This window comes from Actinomycetota bacterium (assembly GCA_019347575.1).
Lineage (GTDB): Bacteria > Actinomycetota > Nitriliruptoria > Nitriliruptorales > Nitriliruptoraceae > JAHWKY01.
Map to the genome: position 1 here is coordinate 42,104 of JAHWKY010000012.1, position 20,086 is coordinate 62,189.

At 65.3% G+C, this 20,086-nt stretch carries 17 protein-coding genes; 7 read left to right on the forward strand and 10 right to left on the reverse strand.

Annotated features, from left to right (window positions below):
- Positions 1 to 316: 316 nt before the first annotated feature.
- From KY469_09750 to KY469_09790, 9 genes are all read right to left on the reverse strand, one after another.
- Positions 317 to 667 carry a hypothetical protein gene (locus KY469_09750; GenBank protein MBW3663370.1) on the reverse strand — a complete coding sequence of 117 codons (351 nt, stop codon included), beginning with the start codon at positions 665 to 667 and terminating at the stop codon, positions 317 to 319.
- Between the two features lie 186 nt (positions 668 to 853).
- Complete coding sequence (locus KY469_09755) at positions 854 to 1,942, reverse strand: DUF91 domain-containing protein (GenBank protein ID MBW3663371.1); 1,089 nt, start codon at positions 1,940 to 1,942, stop codon at positions 854 to 856.
- Positions 1,943 to 2,093: 151 nt separating this feature from the next.
- The gene (locus KY469_09760) at positions 2,094 to 2,852 is read right to left on the reverse strand and encodes a M48 family metallopeptidase (GenBank protein ID MBW3663372.1); all 759 of its coding nucleotides are present in this window, start codon (positions 2,850 to 2,852) and stop codon (positions 2,094 to 2,096) included.
- A complete protein-coding gene (locus KY469_09765) occupies positions 2,842 to 5,913 on the reverse strand; it encodes a type I restriction endonuclease subunit R (protein MBW3663373.1) in 3,072 nt (1,023 codons plus the stop codon). Before KY469_09765 ends, KY469_09760 begins: the two co-directional genes overlap by 11 nt.
- Positions 5,910 to 7,133, reverse strand: a complete 1,224-nt coding sequence (locus KY469_09770) for a restriction endonuclease subunit S (protein ID MBW3663374.1) — start codon at positions 7,131 to 7,133, stop codon at positions 5,910 to 5,912. The genes KY469_09765 and KY469_09770 overlap by 4 nt, the downstream gene beginning before the upstream one ends.
- Complete coding sequence (locus tag KY469_09775) at positions 7,130 to 9,673, reverse strand: type I restriction-modification system subunit M (protein ID MBW3663375.1); 2,544 nt, start codon at positions 9,671 to 9,673, stop codon at positions 7,130 to 7,132. The genes KY469_09770 and KY469_09775 overlap by 4 nt, the downstream gene beginning before the upstream one ends.
- A 243-nt stretch (positions 9,674 to 9,916) precedes the next feature.
- Positions 9,917 to 10,552 (reverse strand): hypothetical protein, encoded by a 636-nt coding sequence (locus KY469_09780; protein ID MBW3663376.1) that lies wholly within the window; start codon positions 10,550 to 10,552, stop codon positions 9,917 to 9,919.
- Positions 10,549 to 12,123: an SAM-dependent methyltransferase gene (locus tag KY469_09785; GenBank protein MBW3663377.1), complete on the reverse strand. Its 1,575-nt coding sequence runs from the start codon at positions 12,121 to 12,123 to the stop codon at positions 10,549 to 10,551. The genes KY469_09780 and KY469_09785 overlap by 4 nt, the downstream gene beginning before the upstream one ends.
- The gene (locus tag KY469_09790; protein ID MBW3663378.1) at positions 12,123 to 12,572 is read right to left on the reverse strand and encodes an NYN domain-containing protein; all 450 of its coding nucleotides are present in this window, start codon (positions 12,570 to 12,572) and stop codon (positions 12,123 to 12,125) included. Before KY469_09790 ends, KY469_09785 begins: the two co-directional genes overlap by 1 nt.
- Positions 12,573 to 12,722: 150 nt before the next feature.
- Here KY469_09790 and KY469_09795 point away from each other — a divergent pair, with 150 nt between their 5' ends.
- The 4 genes from KY469_09795 (at position 12,723) to KY469_09810 (ending at position 17,297) form a co-directional block, all read left to right on the forward strand.
- Positions 12,723 to 13,157, forward strand: a complete 435-nt coding sequence (locus KY469_09795; protein ID MBW3663379.1) for a hypothetical protein — start codon at positions 12,723 to 12,725, stop codon at positions 13,155 to 13,157.
- A complete protein-coding gene (locus tag KY469_09800) occupies positions 13,154 to 14,596 on the forward strand; it encodes a helix-turn-helix domain-containing protein (protein MBW3663380.1) in 1,443 nt (480 codons plus the stop codon). The genes KY469_09795 and KY469_09800 overlap by 4 nt, the downstream gene beginning before the upstream one ends.
- The gene (locus KY469_09805; GenBank protein MBW3663381.1) at positions 14,593 to 15,654 is read left to right on the forward strand and encodes a hypothetical protein; all 1,062 of its coding nucleotides are present in this window, start codon (positions 14,593 to 14,595) and stop codon (positions 15,652 to 15,654) included. Before KY469_09800 ends, KY469_09805 begins: the two co-directional genes overlap by 4 nt.
- Before the next feature lie 1,010 nt (positions 15,655 to 16,664).
- Complete coding sequence (locus tag KY469_09810) at positions 16,665 to 17,297, forward strand: helix-turn-helix domain-containing protein (protein MBW3663382.1); 633 nt, start codon at positions 16,665 to 16,667, stop codon at positions 17,295 to 17,297.
- Positions 17,298 to 17,382: 85 nt separating this feature from the next.
- Here KY469_09810 and KY469_09815 read toward each other — a convergent pair whose 3' ends face one another.
- Positions 17,383 to 17,634 (reverse strand): DUF2442 domain-containing protein, encoded by a 252-nt coding sequence (locus tag KY469_09815; GenBank protein MBW3663383.1) that lies wholly within the window; start codon positions 17,632 to 17,634, stop codon positions 17,383 to 17,385.
- Positions 17,635 to 17,752: 118 nt separating this feature from the next.
- Between KY469_09815 and KY469_09820 the strand changes: the two genes are divergently transcribed.
- The 3 genes from KY469_09820 to KY469_09830 all read left to right on the forward strand — a co-directional run bounded on the left by KY469_09820 (position 17,753) and on the right by KY469_09830 (position 19,967).
- Complete coding sequence (locus KY469_09820) at positions 17,753 to 18,265, forward strand: nucleotidyltransferase (GenBank protein ID MBW3663384.1); 513 nt, start codon at positions 17,753 to 17,755, stop codon at positions 18,263 to 18,265.
- Between the two features lie 206 nt (positions 18,266 to 18,471).
- Complete coding sequence (locus KY469_09825) at positions 18,472 to 18,735, forward strand: helix-turn-helix domain-containing protein (protein MBW3663385.1); 264 nt, start codon at positions 18,472 to 18,474, stop codon at positions 18,733 to 18,735.
- Positions 18,732 to 19,967: a HipA domain-containing protein gene (locus KY469_09830; protein ID MBW3663386.1), complete on the forward strand. Its 1,236-nt coding sequence runs from the start codon at positions 18,732 to 18,734 to the stop codon at positions 19,965 to 19,967. Before KY469_09825 ends, KY469_09830 begins: the two co-directional genes overlap by 4 nt.
- Positions 19,968 to 20,086 lie beyond the last annotated feature (119 nt).

Sequence of the window (20,086 nt, forward strand, 5' to 3'; positions counted from 1 at the left end):
GCATCTCAACACGGACTGGACCGGCCAGAGCGCAATCTTGGGGGTGACACCGCATGGGCTACGTTCTCGGCGCGTGGCGGTTTCGAGCGGCTCGACTGGCCAACGAAGGCGCACACAGCGGGACGCTCGCGCTGGGCCCGACCTAGGGCTTGACGTCGTTGAGGGCCGTTCTCAAGGCGTGCGACCAGCGAACCAGCGGAGATGTGTTTTCGGGGCGTGTGGACGATCCGCGAGAACGAAGCGACGCAGGGGGTGCCAGCGCCCGAAGGCGGCCCAGCATGTTAGCGCGGGTGGCAGCGACTGCTCTCGGGTGCCGTCATCGCCGCGCAAGCTCGTCGCGTATCTCCTCCATGACCGGGCGCAGACTTTGAAGATGATCGATAACGGCCCCGCAGTAGTCGCGCAGCTCGCGGTCGCCGGACCAGACGTCCCCGAAGGGTTCGAGCGCCCAGCCGTCACCCTCCGGGGCAGGCCGTTTTACGTACGTGTAGTGCGCGACGCGAACTCGGGCCTTCGCCGCGTCACGAGCGATCTCGGCGAAGCGCCAAGCTTCCAGCGGAGCTACAAGCGGGTCCTTCTCGTCCGCGGCCATGAGCGCCTTGATGACGCTTGAGAGGTTCGTGGTCGAGCAGCCAAGGCTCAGGGCCTTGTTCAGACCCGCCGCCACGCGGTCGCCCGCGGCGATGAACGCCTGCAGGACGCCCTCGAAAGTGAGCTTGGACGGCGACCGGAGGCACCGGACCGCGCGGCAGCTCCTCGTAGGCGCGCTCCAGCTCGATCAGGTGGTACTCAGCGATAGCGATCTTGCGCTCTGCGCCATCGAGGTACCGCTCCAGAGCCTGGTTCGCGCCATTCACGACGGCTCGTAGGGCGGGATGTCGAAGTGTTCGATGACCTTCTCGAGCGTGAACTGCTGGCGCAGCTGGCAGACCGAGTTGGGGACCGCGAACATGCCCTTCTCCCAGTAGCCGTCGGGCTCGGGCACCGCCTTGATCCACTCGACCCGGACGACGTGTTCGATGGCCTCGGGGTCGTCGAGGTGCTCATCCAGTCGCGGCGACTTCAGGGGAAGTTGCAGGAGAGGCGTACCGTTCACCTCGAAGTCCGTGATCGGCACAGCACGCTCGCGCACGATGCCGACACCGACGTACCCGTGACCTGGCGCCAAGACGAACACGCGGTCACCCAGGGCGAGGTTGAACAGCGGCTTGATCCAGCGTGGTCCACCACTCGCCGAGACGAAGCCGTACTGCCGCCCGTCCTCCCACGCGCGAACCTGGGGCGGCCCGAAGGTCACGTAGTAGTCGTGCCCGTTCCAGGGCGGCCGCCGTCCGGCGACGCGGCTGCTCTTGACCTCGACCTCGGTGGGATCGATCAGCCACGAGCGTGCCAGGTACTCAGCGCCCGTCTCGACATCGGCGAAGTAGCGGAAGAAGACGGCGTTCACGGGAACGCCGTACTCCTCGGTCAGGTACGTGACGATCCGTTCCGTGCTGGGGTCCAGCTCGCTCGCGACGATCACGAGGTGGTGTTGCTTGTTGAGGTTCTCATCGGGCGACTCGCCGAACCGCTCGTCGTAGGCGACCTCGAACTCCAGCCCCCGTCGCGGACCGTTCCGTGCCCAGATGTCGCGGATGTCCTCGTAGCTGAGGTCCTTCACCCACGAGGCGTAATCGAGGACCTGCGCCACAACGTCGCGGGGCGTCCGATCACGCTTGAGCTCGATGACGTGCAGGTCACCATCCGCATCGATGGCCAGTACATCGATGTACCCGCCGGCCGCCGTCGGGATCTGGCGACCCACGACCATGACACCGAGCCCCAGGATGTCGATGTCGTAGACGAGCAGATCCTCAAGGCGCTTCTCATCGGGCATCGACGTCGCGGCCAGGGATGTCGCCTTGTCCCCCAGTAGACGCCATACGCCGAACTCGACCGGCATGGGTGCCCTCCGTCTTCGTTAGGCACATCTTGCCTGTTACGGCCGTCCTCAGCGACCGAAGACGCCGACGAGATGGCCGGACGTGACCGCGTGGACGCGGAGAGCCGGGTCTTCCGTCACGCGTCGGCGTGCGGCCGCGCTCCTACACAGGTCATTGACTGACACGACCGGGCACGTCGTGCGGTGGCCACTCACCATCATCGGAGAGAGGCAAGCGGGCTAGTTCTGACCGGCGTCGCCGCCAGTCAGGCATCGCGGCGGTCAAGAGGCGCTCGAAGCGCTCGGTGTGGCCTGGCTCCACCAGATGCAGCATCTCATGAAGGATCACATACTCGAGGCACGGACGAGGCTTCTGCGCAAGCTGGAGGTTGAGCCAGATCCTCCTGGCCTCCGGGTTGCAGGTCCCCCACTTCGTTCGCATGCGACGGACGCGCCACTCGACCTGTGCGACGTCGAGCTGCTCTTCCCACTTGTTGACCAGAGCTGGCACAGCGACTTTCAACTCGCGACGTCGCCACTCCTCCAAGATCATCGCGCGCTCATCGCGGTCTGCTGCGGTCGGGACCGTCAAGAGCAAGATTCCACGACCGGCGATCTCGACCCCCGACGTCTTCCCACCCGAGACGACCCTCAGCCGGTGTCGCTTTCCCCATACATAGTGACTCTCGCCTGTGACCATCTCCCGAACTGATTGCCGAGGCTGGGCGAGCAGCTCATCGCGCTGGTCTCGGATCCACTTCAGCCGGTCCACGACAGCCATCCGCACCGCGTCCTCGTCCATGTGCTCGGGTGCGGAAACACGGATCAGACCATCCGGTGGGTAGACCGCGATGTGCAGGTTCTCGATCTGCTTGCGGACCACGTGAACGGTGAGGTCGCTCACCGTGATGGTTAACCGCTCAGTACTCATCCTGGGCCTTGATGATCTCGAACAGCTCTTCGGTGTTGTACTGGGCACGCTGCTCACTGCTTAGGACTGCATCGAGCGCCCTGTGGATCTCACGCTGCTTCATGACGCTGCTCCGCCAGCCATCGCGCTTTGTACCGCGCACGGCTTCATCGATCGCCAGGGCCAGCTGCTCGTTGCTGTCGAGGTTGTCGTACAAGGCCCGCCTTGCAGGGCTGTCGATCGGCGCCGGATAGGAAGCGCCCCCTGGTCGAGTGACCTGGCCTGCGATTTTCTCCAGCTCCTTGAGGTACTGCCGGTAGTCGAACGCACGGCGACGGCGCTCTTCGATGACGTTGTCAAGCAGGACAGACATCCGGTCGTAGTACTTCGGATTGACAGGCCGCTCGTCAACGATGACCCGTCTGACGTTGTTGACGATCGTTTCAGCGGAGAGGTCATCGTCGTCGCGGATGCCCTCGGGCAAGGATGCGATTGCGCCGGCCGCGCCACGCTCGACGATCAGCTGCACGAGGCCCTGCTCATCGAAGTCGGACAGGACCTGCGAGTCCTCGGCCTCGATGTAGCTGTCGAGCAGGTGCCGCATGTCGGGCTCGTAGACCTTGAGGTCGACATAGTCGCCGCTGGCGAGCTTGACCTCACGGCGGACGTTCTCGTAGTGCTTGACCTCCGCGGCTATCTCTGCCGCTTCCTGTCCGCTGTAACCGGCCTCGTCCATCTCGTTGGCCAGGTCCGCGTAGGCGCGGACGAACGCCCCCACGTGCTTGTAGAGCTTGAGTCGCTTGGGTTCGTTGGCCTTCAGCTGCTGCGCGTTGCCACTGTCTTCCGCGCAGAAGTAGTGCAAGTAGTCGCTGGTCGACGGCTGTTGACCGATAGGCTCACAGAGGGCCTTCACGATCTCGCGTGTCTCGTCGAGTCGTTCTCGGGCCTGGTCGAGCCGGTTCTTGATGAGCCCGGCGACGTCCTCGTGGTCGTAGTCCTCGAAGGCTCCGGACGTGTAGACGTGGACGGCAGACTCCAGGGACTTGAACAGGTCCTGGTAGTCGATGATGCAGCCGTACTCCTTGTCTTCACCGTCCAGTCGGTTGACGCGGCAGATGGCCTGAAACAGGCCGTGGTCGGCCATCGGCTTGTCGATGTACAGGTAGGTCGCTGCCGGCGCGTCGAAGCCAGTGAGGAGCTTGTCGACAACGATCAGCAGCTTCATCTGGCCGGGCTGTTCGATGAACTTCTGCTTGACCTCGTCCTCGAAGTCCTCGACGCGACCGACCGCATCGTCTTCGCTGATGTCGAAGTAGTCGGCGACCATCTTGCGATAGGTGGCGTACTTCTCCAGCGCTTCGGTCTCGCCTTCGCCGGTCTCCTCACCCTTGATCGTGTCGGCGGTCGGTCGGTAGCTCGTGACGATCGCGCACTTGTGCTTCAGCGATGTGCGACTGAACGCCTCGTAGAACTTGCAGGCTTCGTAGATGGAGGAGCAGACCAGCAGCGCGTTCCCGCGGTCGTTCATCAGCCGGTCGCGGGTGGCCATGTCGAACATGATGTCCGCGACGATCTTGTCGAGGCGCGACTGGGCGGTCAGCACCTTCTGCAGCGTCCCCCACCGGCGCTTGAGGTCAGCCTTGGCGAGGTCAGACAACCCCTTGGTCTTGGCCTCGAACCAAGCGTCGATCTTGCCCGGCGAGGTGATCCGCTGGTCGATGTCGCGTGCTTCGTAGCGAAGGTCGAGGATGACGCCGTCCTCTACGGCTTCATCGAACTTGTAGGTGTGGATGTAGGAGCCGAACACCTCGATGCTGCGCGCCTTGTCGTCCTTCAGCAGCGGGGTGCCGGTGAACCCGATGAACGTCGCCCCGGGCAGCAGTTCACGCATGTCGGCGTGCAGCTTGCCGGACTGGGTGCGGTGGCACTCGTCGACGAACACGAACAGGTTCCCGCGGGCCTCGAACCCAGAAGCGATCGCACGCTCGACAGCTTTGGCGTAGTCGGCTTCGTCACCGGTGCCGACGCCGAATTTGTGCACGAGGGTGCACAGCAGCCAGTTGGCGCCATCACGTAGCTGTTTGATGAGGTCGGCACCGCTGGCGGTGCGGTAGATCTGCTCGTCGACGCCGTAGAACACCTTCTCGATCTGCTCGTCGAGCTCTTCGCGGTCGGTGACGATCAGCACGCGGGCGTCTTCGACGTTCTCCCGGATCCACTTGGCGAGCCACACCATGCTCAGGCTCTTCCCGGAGCCCTGGGTGTGCCACAAGATCCCGCCTTCGCGGTCCTTGACGCGCTGCTGGCCGGCCTTGACGCCGAAGTACTGGTTGTGCCGAGCGATCTTCTTGGTGCCAGCGTCGAACACGATGAAGTCGTGGATCAGTTCGAGCAGCCGCGCCTGGTTGCAGAGGACAAGGGCCGCGTCCAGCGGGCTGGCGAGCTCTGACGGTTCTTTCCACTCGAGCCAGTACTTCTGCGGTGTCTCGATGACGGAGTAGCGCAGCCCTTCGGTGTCGTTGCCGGCCATGACTAGCTGGACGGTGGAGAAGAACGGCTGGATGAACTCCGGCTTCTGGTTGTCGAGCATCTGCCGGACGCCCTCGGTGACCGACACGGTCGAGCGCTTCAGTTCGAGCACAGCGACGGCGATCCCGTTGACGTACAGCACGATGTCGGGGCGCTTGTCGTGCTTGCCGGCGACGGTGACCTCTTCGGCGAGAGCGAAGTCGTTGTTCTCAGGATCGTCCCACTCGATGAAGTTGAGGTGCTGGGCTTGCTTGCCAGCTTCGACCTGGGCGTCGTGCCCGTAGCGCAGGAGGAAGTAGACGTCGCGGTTCGCGTCGTACAAGCTGCGGCCACCGCCTACTGCCTTCGCTCGACGCAGCGCCTGGAGAGCCTGGTTGATCAGCCCGTCTTCGTAGCCCTGGCGCCGGAGCCAATCGGTGAGCCGCGGTTCGATGACGTTGCTGTTGTCGTCGGCGTCCTTGAGGTTGCCGAGGTAGGTGTAGTCGAGATCGTCGCCGAGCAGTTCGACGACCCGGTTCTGTACGCGGCGTTCGTGTTGGCCAACGTCGCTCATGCTGCTCCCTCCTCGGCCGCTAGGCGTGTGCGTCCGGTGAGGAGCTCCCGGATCATCCCTTGCTTCACGGCACGCGTCTTCTCAAGCCTCCCCCGAAGCGCCGTGATCTCATCATCCATGTCCGCGAGGATCTCGGTGATTGCCCGCTGCTCAGCCAGCTCAGGTACGCGTAGGGCCATCACCTTGAGGTCTGATGTGCCGACCTCGTCGAAGGTCGAGCCTGACCCTAAGGCCTCGATGTCCCGGCGCCGTTGCGTCAGCAAGAAATAGACGAACGTGGGGTCTACATCCGAGCCGCAGACGAGAGACTTGAACCCCTGGTTCGTGGCGATCGGTTGCTTCGCGAGTTTCAACTCTCCGATGGTGGCACGGGTGCAAAGGAGCAGCGCGCCCTCGGGCAGTAGACGGGCAGATGAAGCCTTCAGGCCCTTCTTGGTGATGGTTCGAGACGTAGCATCTAGGTACCGGCCATGCCCGGCTGTGATGTCAGTCGGCGTACACCACGGGATGTCACCGTCCCAGTAGGCCGCGACACCCGTGTCCGGTGTTCCTCCGGGAACGACGTCGCATAGGTCCCGGAGGGGACGTTCACGCCAGTCCTGGCCAAACGAGGGGAGGCGCAGTGCTTCCGTCAGGAGCAACTGGCGCGTCGCTGTTAAGACCCCCTGCTTCTTGTCGATGAGGCGTTCGAGCGACTCGATCAGGTCGTCGGTATCTCCAAGAGCTCCCACGATCCGCGCCTGCTCCGTTCGGGGCGGGGCCGGTAGCGGCACACGCTCGAACTTCTCCTTCGGCAGGTGAGCGATGCTGGTGCGGGCTGTGAACTCGTCGAGATGGTCGGTGTCCTGCCAGAAACTGAGGTAGTACATGAGCAGTTCGGGGCGATAGGAGCCTCTGCTGCGCAGACGGTGGATCGCCTTCTGGAAGTAGCACTCATCCAGAGACGCATCCCAAATCGCGGCGCGTCCGACCTCACCTCCCTCACAGACCAGAAGGTCTCCAGGCTGGAGTCGGTAACGGGCCACGTCGTTCGCCGTGAAAGGTGCAGTTGATACCGCATCGAGGTCGATGCGGCCCCACTGGACTGCTGCGTTACCCACGTATGGTTTGTCGGTCCCGGTGCTGCGCGCGGCGTCGAGCATCTTCCCGAGTTCGAGAGTGAACTCCTCGCCGACTGTGCTCATGGTCCAGTCTGATGGAAGGTCTGTCTGGCCACTCACACTGGCACCTCCACGCCCATCGCTTCGAGGTGCTTGGCGACACGCGCCGAGAGGTCCTCTGTCTCCGCGACGAGCTCAGGAAGCGTGGTGTCGTAGCGCTGCACGAGCTGCGCGATACGACCGGCCAGGCGAGACACAACACCGTCGATCTCCCTCGACAGCGCCGAACGGAGCGACGAGATCCACTTATCGTCCACGGTCAACCCGCGGACCGCCGACTCGTCGAGCTCCTCGTACTTGCCCATCGCTGCCTTGATGAGGTCCGTCTCGGTCTCTCGGAGCGCAGCCTTCTCGGACGTCGCCCCGTCACTCAGCGCGAGCAACCGGTGCAGAATGTCTAGCTCGGCGAAGTAGCCCTCAGGGTCCTCGACACCGGCCTCCCACGTTCGCGTGCCGAACTTGGTCTTGGCGATGCCTTTCGCCTGCTCGTATTCAAGGCTGTCGTCCGGGAACGCGTCGAGGATCAGATCCTTCAGCTCAGCCACGCGGTCCTGAGCGTTGCCTTTCGTCACCCCGTTCGAGCCCTCGAGGCCGTCCAGAGCACCGCCTTCGACAGCGTGCTCCTCCTCGAACTCCGCGAGTTCAGCCTCCGCCGTTGCGACCGCTGCCGACAGTTCGTCGAGCTGCTCCTGACGGTCAGGGAAGTAGCGGCCGATCAGCAGGCTGGGCGGCAGGAGATCAGCGACGTACTGGACCTTCTTCCGGCCCTTCTTGATCGCGAAGTCCGCGGCCTCCCTATCGCGCGCCTCCCTGAGCGAACGACCGACCTCCCAGCCCTCGGACACGATGAGGTAGACGTCGTCCTGCATGTCCGCGTCCCAGAAGTCCATGAACCGCTGGTAGACGTCGTAGCGGCTGACCAGAGGCACGTCGGCGAACCGGTCGAGCAGATCCTCAGCCAGCTCGATCCGCAACTCCTTCGGCGAGGTGTCCTCATCGATAGACCTGAGCTTCTCACGGTGGGCGTCAGCCCACTGCTCGAACCTCTGGCGGACCTCGGCGGCGAACGCTTCGAACTGCGGGTGGGACTCCACGGTCTCGCGGACGTGGTCCGCTTCGACGGCGGGTTGCACGTAGCCGTCTCGGCCGGCCGGCTCAAACAGCACCGTCCGCAGGTCGGGCATGACCTGCCAGTAATGCTCGAGTTCGTCGACGTCGCGGCGGGGGATCCCACCATGCAGGTGGGCGGTCAGGTCGTGGATGTCCTCGCGGTCGCTGGAGTCGATGTAGCGGGAGATGTTGAGGTTGAAGGCGTTCGCGTCGCTGGCTATCTCCTCGAGCGGTACGAGCCGGGAGTACCCGTCGATGTCCCGCTGGGTGCGGAAGACGTCGACGATCCTGTGGATGTCCTGCTCACGCAGCCGGTTCTTGTTGCCGTCCCTGATGTACCCGCGGCTGGCATCAATCAGGAACACGCCGTGGCGCGTGCCGGCTTCCTTCTTGTCGACCACGACGATGCACGCGGGGATACCAGTTCCGTAGAACAGGTTGGCGGGCAGGCCGATCACGCCCTTGATCAGGCCGCGCTGCAGCAGGTTGCGGCGAATCACTGCTTCGGCGTTACCGCGGAACAGCACACCGTGGGGTAGGACGACCGCACCGGTGCCAGTGCTCTTCAGCGACTTGATGACATGAAGGAGAAAGGCATAGTCGCCGTTGCGGGTTGGCGGGACGCCGTACTCGAACCGGTTGAAGTCGTCGTTCTTCGGGTCGATGCCGTTCGACCAGGACTTCGTCGAGAACGGCGGATTGGCGACGACAAAGTTGAACGTCTTCAGTCGGCCCTTCTCGATGAACTCCGGCGCGGCAAGGGTGTTGCCTCGAGCAATGTCGTGGGTCGGCTGGCCGTGCAGGAACATGTTCATCCTCGCCAGGGCCCAAGTCGCGTTGTCAATCTCCTGTCCATACACGGTGACGTTGCCGCCAGCCTCATCGGCCGCCTTCAGCAACAGCGAGCCAGAGCCAGCGGTGGGGTCGTAAACGGTCTCGTCACGCGTGGTGTGCGGTCCGATGCCAATAACCTGGGCGATGATCCGGGACACCTCGGCAGGGGTGTAGAACTGGCCCTTACTCTTTCCGGCCTCGCTGGCAAAGTGCCGCATGAGGTACTCATAGGCGTCGCCGAGTAGGTCGTCGCCGGCGGCGAGGTTGTCGCTGAAGTCGAGCCGACGGTGGAAGATGTTAACTAGGGCAGACAGCCGGTCGACCTTGTCCTTGCCGCTGCCGAGCTTGGCGGAGTCGTTGAAGTCGGCCAGGTCGATGACGCCCTGCAGATCATTGGCCTCGGCCAGCCGACCGATCGCCTTGTTGATCTTGTCGCCGATCTCCTTGTCGCCCACCAGGCTGTGGATGTAGTCGAACGAGCCCATTTCGGGCACGACGATGAGGCTGTGTGGGTCGGCGGCATGCTTGTCGGAGACGTACTTCACGAACAGCAGCGTGAGGACGTAGTCCTTGTACTGGGAGGCGTCCATGCCGCCACGGAGCTCGTCGCAGCTGTCCCAAATCGACCGGTACAGATCGGACTTCTTGATTGCCATCTAGTGCACCCCCGCGATGTCAACTGGGCGATTGCGTACAAACGGGCCAATAGGCGTTACAGTCCTCGCATCCCACCGCAGCGTGTCGCCGCTGGCGATGCGCAGGTTCACCCGGTCCCGAATTCGTTAGCCACTCGCGCGAGAAGCAGGTACCAGCGCTCCCGACCGTAGGTGGTAGCCGCAAGGCGCGGTCCCTGACGCCGGAAGTGCTCTCAGGTGCGCGTGACGCAAGTGCGAAGGTCATCACCGGGGCTTCCTCCGTCCGGCTGCCGTTGTCGATGTCGGCCTCTGGATGGATCGGGATGAGCCCGGATCCGGATCGTCGACCACGGCAAGGTCAATCTCGAGCGCTCGCAGTTCGTTGACCTCATCGGCCAGCTGTCTCAACTCGCGGTGGACACGATCAAGCTCCGACACAGCATCGTTCGTCTGATCCTGGTGGTCGAGGGAGGGCACCGGGACCTGCAACTGTGCGACGTCCCGAGCTGCAATCCGCGGTATCCCCGATCCGCTAGATCGGACCTCTACCTGACCCTGGAAGTACGACGATCGGGCCCACACGCCTAGCCAGCCAGGCGTGACCGGTCCTCCGGCGAGCGCACGCAGGACCACGCAGTCGCTACCGACCACCGCGCCGCGAAGTTCCTCGTCGACCACCCGTGCAGCCCCAGGTCTGAACGAGACCGCGAGAACAACGTCTCCAGGTTCGAGATCGTACGCCCAGCGCGCCTCGGGTTCGGGAAGGTACTGGGCCGGTGCGTCGTTGTCCGCGAGTGCCTTGGCGTTCAAGAACCTTGTCCCCGTGTCCGCCAGGTGGTCGTAATCGATCCGAACGCCGCGAGTGATGTCCGCCACGGACTGGAGCGGGACGCGTCTCATCGCGGACCTCCCGCAATGTCCTGCAGCACGTCGAGCGCGCGACGAACCTTCGGCAGGTCCTCAGCGATACCGGCTCGGAGTACTACGGCACGCGCTCGGAGAGCATCGACGTCGAAGCCCTCCATCGGGTCTCGGTACCGGCTCGGTGTGATGACCGAGCCTTCCTCCAGGTCCTCTCGCGACAACCGGAAGGCTCGGCCTGAATGCTCCCTCGGTATCGCCGCCCCGGAGCGAGCGAGGTGCACCAACTCGACGATCAGATCGATCTCATGCTCTTCCAGCTCAGTTGCGTGGCGCCCGGCGGTTCCCAGGTCCGAGGCGTCGACGAAAAGAATCTCGTCGGTGCTCGCTTGCTTCCGGCTCGAGGACCGCAGAAGCCAGAGGGTCAACGGAATCGATGTGTTCCTTCGTAGGCGCTCCGGAAGTTGGATGACACCTTCGATGCACCCATCGTCGAGCATCCCCGCCCGGATCTCGCCTTCGCGACCTCCAGCCCAAGTCGACCTCGGCGGCTGGAGAACGACCGCGCGCCCTGTAGGGCGAAGTGCATGCAGCGCGAGCTGCAGCCACGCAAAGTCGGCAGAGCTCGGAGGGGGCGCTCCATACGTCCAGCGGTCGTCGAGGTAGAGCTCGGCGTCACCCCACTTCCCGACTCCGTAGGGCGGGTCTAGGACGACCGTGTCTGCCGCCGGCAACTCCTCGGGCGGCATCCGCAAGCTGTTGCCGACGCGCAGATTCGCGTCAACGTCGTAGATGAAGAACCACGCGCGGGCGTGCCTGATGACGTCCTCGTTGATGTCGACTCCGAAGAGGGTCGTCGGCGGCTCACTCCTCTCGGCAGCCACTGCAGCCATGAGGAGCAGACCGCCGTTGCCCGCGGCAAGGTCCGCGACGGTCTTACCCAGCGGCTCGGCTAGCCGAACCATGAGAAGCGCGAGGTTATCGGGCGTCGAGTACTCCTGCGCGAAGCGGTCTGCTCGGTCCATACGGTCCGTGAGTTCATGGAAGAGCTCAACGTCAGCAGCTTCCTCAGACAACGCTGCTCGCAGCGCGATAAGGAGCTGGCGCACGGCGTGCCCTGGCGCCTCCGTGACTGAGAACCCATCCACGAGTAAGCCCTGGAGTTGTGGGTTGCCCTCCTCTAGGCGACGTCCCACGGCGGCGAGCCGTTCCAACAGCTGCTCGTCCGCGACATCTTGCACCGATCCCCACTGATCTTCGGTGGCCAGGTCGAGTCGGCCACTCGCCGCGCGCTGACATGCGACGAGGTACACGAGCGCCGAAAGCATGAAGTGTCGGAGCTCCTCGGGTGTCCAGCTTCCGCGGACCGCATCGGCGAGCCGCCAGAGGACGGCACTTGGTGGCACGGGGCCGTCGATCTTCTCGTTCTCGAGGAGCCAGCGCTCGACCTCTGCAAGCGAGAAGAGGGCCCCGCCCGCTGTCTGGAGTCGCGGGGCCGGGAAGTCTTCGTGGCGCTTCCGCCAGTTAGATACAGCGGAAGAGCCGACGTCAGCGATCTCGGCGACGTCGCTCAGGCTGACGTAGACAGCCTCTCCGGCGTTGCGGACCATCAGGCGGCTCTCTGTTCCACAGCCGGAGCCCCCGGGTCACGATCGAGATGGAACGGCACAACGCGGTTCGCCGCCATCCTCAACCGCCTGGACAGGCTCTCCAGAGGAGCCACAACCGTGACCGTCACGCCGCGACGCTGGAGGAAGCCAACCGCATCGACGAACAAGCCATCGCCTGAGGCAACCACGACGTGGCCGAAACGTGAGTCCACGCGCTCGCGCAGGGCCACTTCGGCGAGAGCGAGGTCGGCACCCGAGGTTCCGCGCCGGACGAGGAGCCTCGCAGAACGCCAACTCAGGCCCACTGACACGCCAATCGAGGGGTTGCACGCCACCACGATGTGATCGCCGTGGCGCAGGATGCGAAGGCGACGGTACGCAGTAACGCAGCGGGCGACGTCGTGGTTCGTCGGCGAGCCAGAGCCAACGAGGTTCTCGACGTCGACCAAGTGAAGGGTTCTCGGGGCAGTTGCGGTGTCCATGACGTGAACCATATCGTGCCGTATCTGTGAAATCAACTCACAGCTCTGACTTCATTTCACAGGCGGTTCGTCCAGGGTCTCTTGCTATCCGAATAACACAACGATAATATTGTGTCTGTGATACCGGACTTTGGCGGGGCCAATTTGCCCCCGGGTGTACATGCGGCCTCGTGGCACGAGGTCGATCAGCGCTTCGGCTGGAACCAACGGCGGCGATCGCTACTCGAAGGGCTTCGAGACGCGCTCGACGAGCTAGCACGGGCGGGCTGCAGGAGAGCGTGGCTCGACGGCAGCTTCGTGACCGCGAAGGAGCAGCCGGGGGACTACGACCTCGCTTGGGACCCGACCGACGTCGACCTCACTTCCCTCGATGCGGTGCTCCTTGACTTGGATCCACCGCGCGAAGGTCAGAAGGCGAAGTACAGGGGCGACCTCTTGCCGAACATCATCGAGTCCGACAGCGGCATGCCGTTGCTGGACTTCTTTCAGCAAGACGCGGTGACTGGGCGCAAGCGAGGGATTGTCGAGATCGATTTGGAGGGACTCGGATGATCAAGAACGACCGGCAGTTCGGGATCGTCCGCAGCAGGTCGGAGCGCCTCGAGCGCCTTCAGGATGACCTGCTGGAACGTCTTGGACGTTCCCCCGCGGACGCGAGCAAGCTTGAGCTTGAGCTCAGAGCCACTCGTGCAGAGATCCGACGCATGCGTGGAGAGCTCGGGGACTACCAACTCCTGAAGGAAGGCAAGGCCCCCATCGGGTCGGCCCGAACCCTTGAGGACGTATCACGACTTCTCGTTCGTGCGCGCATCGCTGCAGGACTTACGCAAGCCGACCTCGCCGAACGATTGGACCTGAAGGAACAGCAGATCCAACGGTACGAGGCGACCGACTACGAGTCGGCAAGTCTCAGCCGACTCATAGAGGTGGGCGAAGCTCTCGATCTCCAGCTTTGCGCCGAGGCGGGTTCGGCGGGAGCCTCCTTCGACGCGACCGGCTGGCTTCGGAACTTGCGAGACGACGGGATCGACGAATGGTTTCTCGACCGGGGCTTCGGCGCCGTGGACGCGAACGACCCCGACTCGGTAACGAGAACGATCGCGCGCTTGTCTCACGTCTTCAGGCGCACACCTGAAGACGTGATGGCTGGACGGGTTGTAGACCCGGGATTCGAGGCGGTTCCCGCGGCGTTCAAGCGCTCCAAGAGAGCCAGTCGTCCGCGAATCGCAGCGACCAGTGCGTACGTCGACTACCTGGTCGGCCTCATTCTCCGGGCCACACCACCCGCGGCGACAGACCTGCCGGCCAACCCTGTCGAGGTGCATCAGCGTCTGGGCGGACTGGGGCGCCCCGTGACCTTCGAAGCGGCAGTCAACTTCTTCTGGGCGTCCGGTGTCCCCATTCTGCCCCTGAGCCTCTCAGGCGGTTTCGACGCTGCACTGTGGCGCCGAGACCAGCGAGATGTCGTGGTCTTGAACTCCACTCGGGAGCTTGAGTCTCTGTGGTTGTTCATCCTGTTGCACGAAGGTGGCCACATCAGCGATCCAGAACTCGCGGGCACGCGCTGGCTGGAGACAGACCCTGGCCACGATCCGGACATGGCGGCTGAGCGCGAGAGACATGCAAATGAGTGGGCTTCCGCCACAATCTTCGGGGGGCGCAGCGAAGCGCTGTTCGACGAAGTGAGGCAGAAGGCCGAGAACCGGCTACCGATGATGCAACGAGCGGTCCGGTATGTAGCCCGTCACGAGAACGTCGATGTAGGACCGCTCGCTCTCAACGTCGCTTACCGTCTTGGCGAAGAAGGAGTGGACTGGTGGGGAGCCGCGATGAGCCTCCAGAGCGGAGACGGAAGGCCGTGGCAGACTGCCCGAGACGCGCTCGTTGCTCGTCTTGACATGTCAGCTCTCAAGCCGCTTGATGCCGATCTGCTTGCCCGGGCGCTTGACCTCTCACCGAGCGACGGAATTGATTCAGGAACCGAACGATGATGATCCAGACGCCACTCAACGGAGCCGTCTGGGTGCACGCTGGCCTCAAGCCGCCAGATCACATCGGGCGGGTGGCAACCGCCGCCGGTGGTGTCGTTCTCCAAGGCCCGCCGAAGTACCGACAGGCTCGCGAGGTCCTGGAGTCCGGTATCCCCGCGATGCTGCAGCACGATGCGGATCTCGAACCAGCACCCCAGCCCACACTCTTTGGTCCCGATGAGTCCTGGTTAAGCGAACAGCACTCGTGCGTGGTCGTAAGCAGCCGCGCAGGCTGGGTGCCGCCGCCTTCTACTGAGGGACGTGAACGGCTCCGGCAGGCCGTCCTCACTTCGCGGACGAGCCACGCTCATGCGACACGGTCGGAACCGAGTCGGCCATTCGTAGCCATGGTCGCACTGTCCCACAAGTGGTTGACGTCGCGGGAGTCCCGCAGGGAAGTGATCTCCGCGCTTCGATCCGTCGGCGCCCCGATCGGGCTGATGCTCGAGAAGGCCATGGATCCCCTCGACACCGTCCAGGCAGTGGAGGGGCTCGTCACGCTCGTGACCGAGCTTGAGAGCGTCGCTGTCTTTCGGTGTGATCACGGCGCTCTCGGAGCAATGGCGTTCGGAGCGACGGGAGGCTCTATCGGGATCGGAACCTCGACTCGCCACTTCCTCGACCCCGATGACAACTCCTGGGCCGATTTCACGGATCGCACCCCACGCGTGTTCCTTCCCTTCATCATGGGATGGTGGAAAGGCTCGCGCCTCGCGTACTACGAGGAAGACCCGATGTTTCGGTCTTGCTCATGCCCCGTCTGCCGGGGCGCCAGCCTGGCTCGCTTCCAGGACGAAGCCCTGCGGGCGGAGGCCGACGCTCACTCCGTCGCGTGTTGGGCTGATCTCGCGCGCCGGCTTCAGGACGAAGATCCCGGACACCGCGCAGACGCGTGGCTGCGACTCTGTCAGACCGCGTACGACAATCTTGATGCGATCGAAGACACGAGCGGATTGCTTCAGGCACCGTCGAGGCAGCTCAAGGCCTGGCTTCGCTTCGCCGGAGTTCCAGCGGTTTGACGAAGAAGCGCCCCGTACACGATTTCGAGTAGTCGCGCCCGCCGGAGACTCGGTGAAGGAATGGCAGTGGGTTCGGCGAGTTCCTCGACCTGGTCGCCATCGAAATGCACGAGTCCTAGACCACATCGGTTTGCGACCGACACAGCCCTTGAGAGGTCTCGAGGTCGATGCCGCACCACGAGAGTCGTCGCGGCATCCCGCGCCAGTACACCAACTCGGCCGGCCGCGCGCCAGCTATCGGACAGCTTGACGATCTCGATCAATCTGAGGGGTGCCCGTAGCTCTCGGGTGATGCCCGTGGATGAGCAACTGGCTAGCCCGGGCGGTGCGCAGTCCAAGAATCCCGCCACGACAGGGTCGACCTCATCCCAGGGCACTTCGAGACCGACAGGGAGAGTCACGACCGCGTCGAGGAGCGTGTAGCTCGTGACCGCTCCGAGTTGGTGGACCGACCGACGGTCGACTTCAAACCAGTCAGGGCGCACGACGGCCGAGAAGCGCACGCCCGCCCATGAGACGTGATGAACGAACTCACCAGTCATGCCGAGTCGACCACCTATCAGTTGAGCATCCACGACGGGCTTCCGCTTGCAGGTAGACACGTTACCGAACGTAGGTTCGGCTCATTGGCTGACTCTAGCAACTTCAGCCACACCCTCGCAGCGTGTCCGGTAGAAGGGCGTGTACTCGGGAGGCGGAACTGCACGATCGGCGCGACGCATGCTGACGTGTGCATTGGCCTCAACACGCACGGTAACGTCCAGACCGAACCCCGACTCCCCTCTCGGTACCGCCGCGCCCCTCAGCCCGCTCGCTACCACTCCCCGCAATCCACAGACCCCGCCCCGCCCCGAAACACAGGCGCCGCGCGAGCCTGATCCTGGGCCGGTCGACGGGTCCCGCCGCGAGTCGGAACCGAGGAACGTGGCCGACATGGCCCCGGCCGAGCTCGTGACGGCTGGGATGGGCACGCTCCGGCCACGGCCTGTGGACAGTCAGTGGCCTGAGCCATCGGTCGGAGCTACGCCTGCCCCGTGGACGAGGCGACAGAAGCGATCCGAGCGCAGTTGCGCGCTGCGCGGCAGCGGGCCGGCCTGACCCAGGATCAGCTCGCGGCGCGGATGGGCTGCACGCAGTCCGCGGTGTCCGACCTCGAGGGTGGGCGGACCCGGCCGCTGTACCAGACGGTCGCCCGCAACGCCGCCGCGCTCGGCGGCGAGGTCACACTCGCCCTACCCGGGGCCGATCCCCTCGCACGGGCGCGTGCCGACATCGAGCGTTCCCTCACCGAGGGGGACCCATCCCGCGCCTTCCGCGCCGTTCTCCGGATGTTGTGCGACCTCGACCGGCGGGATCGGATCGACGCATCCCGTGCCCTCCGTCTCGAACCGGCAACGACGGGATCGCCGCGGTGGGACGCACTCCTGGCCGCCGCCGTCGAGCACGCGACCGCACGGATCGGCGTCGGTCCACCGTCGTGGACCGCCGCCCCGTCGAAGTTCCTCGACCGTTGGTGGTTCCCCGTCGAGGACATGATCGGTCGCCTCCCGACCCGACTCGCGGCCTACCTCCTCGCCAACGCCCCCGGCGAGTTCGCGGCACGCGGCGTCTTCGTGGATCGCGCGAGTCTGCGGACCTGGTGACGTCCGCCGGCGCGAACCAGTCCGGGTCGCCCGCCAGCAACCTGCGCGCAGGCGCTGCAGGGTCGGGGGCCTGCCTCCGCCGATCTCAGCTCGCCCGGGCCGTCGGCTCGCTGTGGCGGTAGAGGGTCTCGGGGGAGATGTCCGATCCGTTCGGCCACACCAGCGTGCCGAGCTCCGGATCGACGCGAACCGCACGGAAGAGCTCGTCATCGGTGGCGATGTCCTCGAACGCGCGTCCCCAGAGGAAGCGGGACGACGCAGGCGTGGTGGAGTGCCTCGCGTCGGGCAACGACCCATCGACGCACGTGCCGCCCGTGACGCGGAGGCAGCGTTCCAACGATCACCCTCCGGGCGCGGCATCCACAGCCCAGCCACCGATGGATGCGCGGCCCTGCGTTCGAATCGGTGAACATCGGGGCCCCGACGGAGCCGACACACGAGGAGCAGAAGCGCCGATGTTCGAGACCCGCGAGGCCGTGATCGATGCACTCGAGCGACTCGCGAACGCGCTCCACGATGAGCGACTCGAGGGCCGGATCTTCGTCGTCGGCGACACCGCGATGACGCTGGCCTACGGTCGTGACGATCACGCCGGAGACATCGAGGCGCTGTTCTCGCCTTCGGACATGGTCAGCGAGGTAGCGGCGCGGCTGGGGAGCGAGCACGGGTGGGGCGAGACGTGGCTGACCGACGCCGTCGTGGGAGGTGCTTTCCGGAACGAGTCGGACGCGACGACGCTGTTCGCGCGGCGAGGACTGACCGTGCAGGTCGCCTCACCCCGCTACCTCTTCGCGATGAAGGCCGTCACGGCCCGGATCGAACGCGACGCCGCTGACCTCGCCGCGCTGTACCCGCTCTGCGGCTTCGTTGACGTGGAGGCCGCCATCACGCACGTGCGCGCGACGGCGCCTGCCGGCCTGCTGCCTCCGAAGGGCGAGATGCTCATGCGGGCGGTCTTGGGCCCGTGACGTGGTCGCGTTCGCTGTTCGGGAGCGCTCTACAGCGGCAGCTTCCTCAGATCTGCCGATCGGTGCCACCGGTGAGGTTGGTCCATGTCCGTTCGCACATACGGCATCACGGGAGGGCTCATCCTGAGCGCACGAGGACCGCTTCATGTTCTATCGGTCATGCGAGGGTACTCTGGGGCGGCCCCGCATCCCGAAGGCGATGTCGCATGAACGACCGGACATACGATACGGCGGCTGGGCGGTTAGGTGACCAGCTCCGCCGACGTCGGCGCGCGTTGCACCTCACCCAGGAGGAGGTCGCCGAACTGGCCGGCACCACTCAGCGCACCGTCTCGGTGCTCGAGTCGGGCAAGCCCACCGCCCGCCTCGACGTCCTGGTCGCCGTCGCCGAGGCGCTCGGCCTGCAACTGGTGGCGCTGCCCCACGACGTGGTCGGGCGGCTGCGCGTCGACGACGAGACCCCGTCGTGACCGCGGAGGGTCGCGCCCCGATCCCCGATGATGCGCTGACACCGGTCGATGTGTACAAGGCGGGAAGCCTCGCGGCACACCTGTGGCGGCTCGGCGACACGGTCGTGTTCCGCTACCGCGCGGACTACGTCGGGTCCGGGGCGCCCCCCGTGGGGTTCAGCCTCGGCCTCACCACGCGTGAGGTGGCGACGCCGCGGATGCAGCTGCCCGCGTTCTTCGCCGGGCTGCTGCCCGAAGGCGAGTCCCGGCGACGCGACCTCCAGCGCGCGTACCACCTCGCTGAGGATGACGAGCTCGGTCTGCTCGCCGTGGTCGGGGCCGACACCGTCGGTGACGTGCAGGTCGTACCCGCCGGCGAGCAGCTGCCTGCCGACGACGTGCCCACCGAACCGCCCGCCTGGGAGACGGTGTCGTTCCGCGAGCTGTGGCGCCAGCTGCCCGGACCCCGCTCGCGGTCGGCGCTGCCCGGCGTGCAGCCGAAGATGTCCGCGCACCCGCGCGCACTCGCTGGCGGCGCCGTGGGCCCGGTGATCCTCAAGTTCGCGATCGAGGGCTGGCACGGGGCGTTGAGCAACGAGCGCTTCTTCATGGCGCACGGCCCCGACGTCGGCCTCGCGGCGCCTGAGGTCGCGGTGGTCGCCGACCGGGACGGCGAGCAGGCGCTCCAGGTCGCGCGCTTCGACCGCACCGTCGACGGCGGGGAGTTGCTGCGGCACCCACAGGAGGACGCCACCCAGGTCCTGGGGCTCCGCCCCGGCGAGAAGTACGACCCCGATGCGCGCACGGTCGTGGACGCGCTCGCCAGCCGGTGCGCGTCACCGCGGCTGGCCGCCCGTGACCTGTTCCACCAACTCGTGTACTCGTACGCGGTGGGCAACAACGACGTCCACGCCAAGAACCTGTCGATCCAGCGCGAGCCGCGTTCGGGGTTGTGGGTCGTCACGCCGATCTACGACGTCCTCCACACCTGGCCCTACGAGGGCGACCACCGCTTCCTCCCGGCCGTGCGTCCTGACGGGCCCCACGACAGCGTCACGCTGCGGTACTGGCTCGACCTGGCCGCGGACATCGACCTGCCGGACAAGGCGGCACGCCGCATCGTCGATCAGGTCACCGCAGGCGTCGGCGAGCTCCTCGATCTCGCGGCCGAGCAGATCACGCTTCCCGCCGACTGGATGCGTGACCTGCAGCGCACGATCCGACGGCGCGTGCGCGACCTCGGCGGCCGCTGACCGGCATGCACACCGCGTGCGTCGGCACACCGGAGCGGCGGAACCCCCGAGCTGGCACATCGAGTTGAGAGCGGGTCACCGAGCGAACGAACGGCCCCTCGGGCAACCTGAACCAGGAT